At 38.8% G+C, this 6,110-nt stretch carries 9 protein-coding genes and 2 pseudogenes; 6 read left to right on the plus strand and 5 right to left on the minus strand.

The genetic code is table 11. The annotated features are described in order from the left end of the window. Positions 1 to 153: pseudogene (locus tag IM319_RS06605) on the minus strand (photosystem II q(b) protein); the annotation flags it as partial. Between the two features lie 177 nt (positions 154 to 330). Here IM319_RS06605 and IM319_RS06610 point away from each other — a divergent pair. Continuing rightward, entirely contained in the window at positions 331 to 1,245 is a 915-nt protein-coding gene (locus IM319_RS06610; RefSeq protein WP_287687766.1) for a hypothetical protein, read from the plus strand. A 310-nt stretch (positions 1,246 to 1,555) separates the two neighbouring features. On the opposite strand, the gene IM319_RS06615 is transcribed toward IM319_RS06610, so the two are convergent. The 4 genes from IM319_RS06615 to IM319_RS06630 all read right to left on the minus strand — a co-directional run bounded on the left by IM319_RS06615 (position 1,556) and on the right by IM319_RS06630 (position 3,256). Next, complete coding sequence (locus tag IM319_RS06615) at positions 1,556 to 1,921, minus strand: DUF5615 family PIN-like protein (protein ID WP_287687765.1); 366 nt, start codon at positions 1,919 to 1,921, stop codon at positions 1,556 to 1,558. Further along, positions 1,921 to 2,211, minus strand: a complete 291-nt coding sequence (locus IM319_RS06620) for a DUF433 domain-containing protein (protein WP_149978467.1) — start codon at positions 2,209 to 2,211, stop codon at positions 1,921 to 1,923. The genes IM319_RS06615 and IM319_RS06620 overlap by 1 nt, the downstream gene beginning before the upstream one ends. 147 nt (positions 2,212 to 2,358) lie before the next feature. Beyond that, on the minus strand, positions 2,359 to 2,721 hold the full coding sequence (locus tag IM319_RS06625; RefSeq protein WP_287687762.1) for a PEP-CTERM sorting domain-containing protein: 363 nt from the start codon (positions 2,719 to 2,721) through the stop codon (positions 2,359 to 2,361). Further along, positions 2,714 to 3,256, minus strand: a complete 543-nt coding sequence (locus IM319_RS06630) for a hypothetical protein (RefSeq protein ID WP_287687760.1) — start codon at positions 3,254 to 3,256, stop codon at positions 2,714 to 2,716. The genes IM319_RS06625 and IM319_RS06630 overlap by 8 nt, the downstream gene beginning before the upstream one ends. Positions 3,257 to 3,743: 487 nt before the next feature. Here IM319_RS06630 and IM319_RS06635 point away from each other — a divergent pair, with 487 nt between their 5' ends. From IM319_RS06635 to IM319_RS06650, 5 genes and pseudogenes are all read left to right on the plus strand, one after another. Further along, positions 3,744 to 4,169 (plus strand): DUF29 family protein, encoded by a 426-nt coding sequence (locus IM319_RS06635; RefSeq protein ID WP_287735068.1) that lies wholly within the window; start codon positions 3,744 to 3,746, stop codon positions 4,167 to 4,169. A 100-nt stretch (positions 4,170 to 4,269) separates the two neighbouring features. Next, entirely contained in the window at positions 4,270 to 4,542 is a 273-nt protein-coding gene (locus IM319_RS06640; protein WP_002761103.1) for a hypothetical protein, read from the plus strand. After that, positions 4,529 to 4,972, plus strand: a complete 444-nt coding sequence (locus IM319_RS06645; protein WP_287735069.1) for a type II toxin-antitoxin system VapC family toxin — start codon at positions 4,529 to 4,531, stop codon at positions 4,970 to 4,972. The genes IM319_RS06640 and IM319_RS06645 overlap by 14 nt, the downstream gene beginning before the upstream one ends. Before the next feature lie 28 nt (positions 4,973 to 5,000). Beyond that, a pseudogene (locus IM319_RS22430) lies at positions 5,001 to 5,165 on the plus strand (four helix bundle protein); the annotation flags it as partial. A 52-nt stretch (positions 5,166 to 5,217) separates the two neighbouring features. Further along, a partial coding sequence (locus IM319_RS06650) for an AAA family ATPase (protein WP_287735070.1) occupies positions 5,218 to 6,110 on the plus strand: 893 nt, incomplete at its 3' end.

Consider the following 6,110-nt stretch of genomic DNA (forward strand, 5'->3'; position numbering starts at 1 on the left):
GGCGATGATGAAGCAGGTGGTGGCGGTGAGCAGGGTGGGGATCATGATGACACCGAACCAACCGATGTATAAACGGTTGTTGGTGCTGGTGATCCACTGACAGAACTGCTCCCACAGGGAGGCGCTTTCGCGCTGTTGTAGGGTGGTGGTCATTGGTTTATGATTCCTATTAAGTTGTCGAGGTACGATTGATTGATGATGTCTCTATCTTAGAGATTTTGTAACGGTTTGTAAAGGGGGTTGACGATATTGTTACTTATGTCATTGATAAGCTGGGGTTATGAAATGGGTCGGCTGCGGTCCGGTCTTTTCTGATCTAAGATTGAAGACATGACTCGACAACCTCACGATCAGTTTGCCAAACAATACCTAGAAGAATTGCTGTCTCCCCTGGGAAAGGTGGAAGTTAGCAAAGAAGTGGCGGATGAAACCCGTCAGGTGGATGTTTTCTTCTCTCCTCACTCTAATATGCGGGGAAATGCTCAATCTTTAGGTCTTTTAGGGCAAATGGTGACAACAAGCACTTTGCTTGAGCCTTTTCGCAATGCTCCCAATCGAACGGAAATTCGCAACTGTATCTTAAAATTGTTTTCGATTTTCGCTGAACTTCAACGGAAAGGGAAACGGGAAAAAACTGAGTTAAACGAGGATAACCTACCTAAATTGTGGATTTTGGCTACTTCTATTAGTTTGCACATCCTAGAGGGTTTTGATGCTAAATTAGAACTAGAAAACTGGACAGAAGGGATTTACTTTTTATCTCCCTCTCACCGAACGGCAATTATAGCGATTAATCAGTTACCTATTACCCCAGACACCTTACTGTTAAGATTGTTGGGACGAGGGAAAACCCAAAGCCAAGCGGTGAGAGAGTTGCTTGAGTTGCCTTTTGGCGATTCCTTCCGTCAAAATGTCATGGAATTATTGATCAGTTGGCGTGTGAGTGTTGAAATTAACAATCTTTTAGAATCAGAAGATAGGGAGGTATTTATGGCTTTATCTCAATCTTATTTAGAGTGGAAAGAGGCGACCAAACGGGAAGGACTTCAACAAGGACTTCAACAAGGACTTCAACAAGGACAACGACAAATTATTGAAAATTTAATGCAAGTGAGGTTTGGAGAATTGGATGAGTCTTTGATAAAAGTTATTGATGAGTTGCTCAAGTTATCACCGATGGAGTCTAGTCGCCTTTTGTTAGAGTCTTCACGGGAAGATTTAATCAGACGATTCCTCTCTGAATAAATTAATTAAGGTTCTTCAGTTTGTTTTATGCAAGGGACGGGGGTTATAAGGGATGTAACCCTTATATAGAAAGGCATTTAGCGATTTTTGTCAATTGTTTTTGTCTAGAGCGAACTAATCAATTAAGTCTCTTCCCAGATAAGGATTTAGTCGATTTATACCCCTCCTATCGAACCATAACAAGTAACGAAGAGCCAGTTATAGTCATTTCAGATAAGTCTGATACACTCTAGACCGACAAAACCATTGTGAACTCTGGGATTAATATTCTCAATTTTAATTGAAATGGCTATACCTTACTGACCGCCTTCTATTCTAGATAATCCCCTAAAAAGACGAGTTTATTCTTGATATCTTCGGCAGAGCGGGTAGCGATTAAATTGGCAAGAGCCTTTACCTGTTCTCCCACGGAATATCTTTGCTTTGCGGCCACAATAATTCCCGTATGGCTGATCGAGCGCGTCATATAGGATTTATGCAATCGACAAAAATCGCCTACATTAAAAGTATAAATTACCCGACCTTGCTGGGTTGCCCAAACCAGTTGATCGGGATCGGGTAGCTGAATGTTTTTCGCTTCCCAAGTGGTAATTACATCAATCTTCAGATTCCGCAAAGCTTCCACGACCGAGCGTTGACCCGCATCTTCATCAAGGTAGAGACGGATTTGACTCATTACAATTCACCGGCTCGATATCGGGATTCCCAGTCTTCACAATCGGCTCGGTAAGCATCGATATCGGCTTCTATCTGTTCTTTATTCGCGTGATAATACGCTAGAGCGCTATAAATTTGAGCCAGATTTAACTGAGGATACTCTTTAGCGATCGCTTCGGCACTCATTCCCGTTTTATGATCCATGACTAAACTTTGAATCGTGATTCTAGTTCCTGCGATCCGGGGACGAGCATTACAAATATCCGGACTAGCAACAATAAATTCGCTAATATCGATGCCTGTAGCCATATTTTCGCCTAAAGAAGTCCCTCTCATTGTAGCTCGATTGATACATCCGAACAACAAAAAAGCCCCCCTTTCAATGATTTAGACGCTAACTGATTGAGATGCCAAAAATAGGTAATTTATGGACTTTCTCATCAAAGTTAGGTTAGATTATGACCATTTCTTAATTAAAAAACCCACCAGAGAAAACAGCCCTAACCCTAAAATAGAACTAGGCTCCGGTACAGATGGATTGGGGGGATTAGTTTGTCCATCTAAACGAGCGAGCCAAGCTTCATTATTACCACTAGGATTAATTCCCCATCCCACGATAGACAGTCCATCCGCGGAAATTCCAGTCGCCTCGCTCAAAGTCCAACCCGTTAAATTTAAACCATAATCATTAGTTAAAACCTGTTTTAAGTTCCGCATCCCTTGGCTACTATTCCAGATAAATGCCTCATTACCATTAGCACTATTTCCATAACCAACCACAACAGACCCATCTTCTGATACTCCCAAAGCACTACCCACTGAAAATCCCCCCAGACAAGTCCCCTAGTCCAACCATTCCCGTCCCTTGCGTCCAACGGAATGCCTCATTACCATTAGCACTATTACCATAACCAACAACAACAGACCCATTTGCTGATACTCCATCAGCGTAGCTACTGAAACTCCCCCCCGGTAAGTCCCCTAGTCCTACCATCCCCGTCTGTTGTGTCCAACGGAATGCCTCACCACCATTAGCACCTATGCTGTAACCAACAACAACAGACCCATCTCCTGATGCTCCCCTTGCATCGCTAAAAACACTCCCCCCGGACAAGTCCCCTAGTCCTACCATGCCCGTCCCTTGCGTCCAACGGAATGCCTCATTACCATTAGCACTACTACCTCGACCAACAACAACAGACCCATCTGCTGATACCCCATTAGCGTAGCTATAGAAACTCCCCCCAGATAAGTCCCCTAACCCCTGAAAAGAGGCGGCCTGTGCGGGGAAAGCTACCCCGATCGCACCCAATCCGATCCCTACGCTGATATAATGGCCTAGTGTCCTGTTCATAACTTAATAAAAGTCCAAAAAACTAAGTGATTCTTACAATCTAGATGTTCACTTTGGTTTTGTCTGTGGGAATTTGTGGCCATTTTGGATTTTCTGATAAAATCATTTTTGTGGGATAAAGTGGGATTTAGTGGCAAAAAGGAGGGCAAGGATCATAAAACAAGCCTAAATTTGATTTTTAGGTTCGATCCCCCCTAGCCCCCCTTGAAAAGGGGGGAACCAGACTCAAAGTCTCCCTTTTTAAGGAGGGAACCAGACTCAAAGTCTCCCTTTTTAAGGAGGGAACCAGACTCAAAGTCCCCCTTTTTAAGGAGGGAACCAGACTCAAAGTCCCCCTTGAAAAGGGGGGAACCAGACTCAAAGTCCCCCTTTTTAAGGGGGATTTAGGGGGATCGAACTAGCGAAGCTTATAACTAGTAACTTGGGTTAATTTAAATGCAGAACAAATTACTAAATCAAGAGGTTAATCAGTAAAAAAAGGCAAAAAATGGAAGAATTATTAGAGTTAAAAAATCTAATACTAGCTGGCAATATTCCCGATGCCTTGCTCCTGGTAGAGGAAATGACAGAAATGAGTAAGGATGATAAGCTCAATAAGATTTTTAGCTTTAGTATTATTGTCTTATTACATCTGATTAAACAGCAAGCAGAAAAACGCAGTACACGCTCATGGGAAACCTCTATTTCTAATTCTGTTCGACAGATTCAACGCATTAATCAACGACGTAAAACTGGAGGAAATTATCTAACAATTGAAGAATTAAAAGAAACCCTAGATGATGCTTATTCTTCAGCTTTAAGACAAGCGGCATTAGAAGCTTTTGAGGGTATATATAAACCCGAAGAAATTGAAGCTATGATTGATAAAAATAAAATTATTAATCAAGCATTGGAATTGATATTAATCGATTAAGTAACAGGTGACAGTCGGAAACAAATCAGGAGGTTTAAATGTCAGAAACAGTTGCTTAAAGATTAGCAGCCTGTTTAAAAACCTTAACGGAGGAAAATTAATGATTAACTTAGAACAAATTCAACAAGATATTAACCAATTACCTGAAGAAGCACAAAACTTACTGATTGATTTTATTGAGTTATTAAAAAAACGCTATTCTTTAGCAAAAAAGCCAGAGATTGCAGCAAAAATAAACCCTGAAGCTCAAAGTACCCTAGACATTTTAAAAGAATCTGGATTAATCGGTTGTATTAGTGCAGAATCCGACCTTTCTACTAATTATAAATCCGTTCTCAAAGAAGGATTAAAAGCTAAATATGATCATCGTTGATACTGGGTTCTGGGTGGCTTTATTTAACAATAGAGATCAATATCATCTAATAGCACAGCAAACCTTAGCACAGTATTCTTCTCAACCACTAATTACAACTTGGTGTGTTTTAACAGAAAGTTGTCATCTTCTTTTACAACGTTCTCCAAATCTCTATACAGGAGTTGAAAAACAAATAAAATTAATGAACGTATTTGAGAGACATCCCCAAAAATTTCTATTATTTCACCTTGAAAATACTCATCTAGAAAGAATTCAAGACCTTATGAAACAATATCAAAGTCTGCCAATGGACTTAGCCGATGCCTCCCTAGTTATCTTAGCAGAAGAGTTAGGAAATGGACGTATCTTATCAATTGATAATCGAGATTTTAATACCTATCGCTGGAAAAATAAAAAACCCTTTATTAATCTTTTCTCAAATTTCTAGTTAATCAGTAGTCCGTAGCGAATATGTCAGATTTTTAAATATAGTGCGGGGTTCAATTCATAAATTAGAAACTTATCTTCTCTTATCTGGACGGATAGGATTAGGTGAGCAAAAAGAGATAGAGATAATAGTTGATATCTTGCAAGAGGAAAGTAAAATGATTATTAGTCTGATAAAAAAACGAGAAAACTAAAATATGTTCCCTTATCTTAACCAGCAATCTAAATGTTCTACCACTTACTTATATGGATATTAAAACCCTTTTAGAATGGACAGATAAACAGGTATTAGAGAAAACCGGTAAACATCTTGATTCGTTGCAAGAATCCATCTTACAGGGTATTTGGGAACATCAAGATTATGAAGAAATTGCCAAAGATAATCAGCGCAGTTATGACCATATAAAAAAAGAAGCATGGAAATTATGGCAACTGTTATCAGGTGTTTTTCAAGAAGATATAAAAAAGTCTAATGTTCGTTCTATTTTAGAAAATAAAGCTTCATCTACTATTTATCACTTTGTTAACTATCATTGTAATAATATCGGCAATAACCATATAAATATCTGTAGAGAAAATAATCCCTACTCAGAAAACAACTTAAAAAAGTCTTCAAATTTCCCAGATAATGATCATCAATCCCCCATAATTAACCTAACAAAAGCACCAGAATTAAGGTATAACTATGGACGTAACTTAGAAATATCAACCTTAAAAGAGTGGCTAGATAATAAAACTCGATTAATTACCATTTATGGGTTAAGTGGAATCGGAAAAACAGCTTTAACCCTTAAATTAGTTTCAGAAATTGCCCCACAATTTGATTATATTATTTATCGCAGTCTGGAAAATATTCCTCAATTAATCGCTCTCAAAGATGATCTAAAACAGTTTTTCAGCCAATCTCTATCAACCCCGTTACCTGATATAATAGATTATCTAAGCTCCTATCGTTGTTTAGTTATTCTTGATGATGTGCAGAATATTTTTAAACAGGGTGAATTAGCAGGTAAATATTTAAGCGACTGTCAGGATTATCATAAATTTTTTCAGCAAATTGCTACCACATCTCATCAAAGTTGTCTAATCTTAATCAGTTGGGAACAACCGAGAGAATTTATTACTTTAAAATCAGATAA

The organism is Microcystis sp. M113S1, from assembly GCF_020246945.1.
GTDB lineage: Bacteria > Cyanobacteriota > Cyanobacteriia > Cyanobacteriales > Microcystaceae > Microcystis.

What these genes read in the sequence shown, in the direction of transcription:
- IM319_RS06610 (WP_287687766.1), top strand. Translation starts at nt 331, where the DNA reads ATGACTCGACAACCTCACGATCAGTTTGCCAAACAATACCTAGAAGAA.
- IM319_RS06615 (WP_287687765.1), bottom strand. Translation starts at nt 1,921, where the DNA reads ATGAGTCAAATCCGTCTCTACCTTGATGAAGATGCGGGTCAACGCTCG.
- IM319_RS06620 (WP_149978467.1), bottom strand. Translation starts at nt 2,211, where the DNA reads ATGGCTACAGGCATCGATATTAGCGAATTTATTGTTGCTAGTCCGGAT.
- IM319_RS06630 (WP_287687760.1), bottom strand. Translation starts at nt 3,256, where the DNA reads ATGAACAGGACACTAGGCCATTATATCAGCGTAGGGATCGGATTGGGT.
- IM319_RS06635 (WP_287735068.1), top strand. Translation starts at nt 3,744, where the DNA reads ATGGAAGAATTATTAGAGTTAAAAAATCTAATACTAGCTGGCAATATT.
- IM319_RS06640 (WP_002761103.1), top strand. Translation starts at nt 4,270, where the DNA reads ATGATTAACTTAGAACAAATTCAACAAGATATTAACCAATTACCTGAA.
- IM319_RS06645 (WP_287735069.1), top strand. Translation starts at nt 4,529, where the DNA reads ATGATCATCGTTGATACTGGGTTCTGGGTGGCTTTATTTAACAATAGA.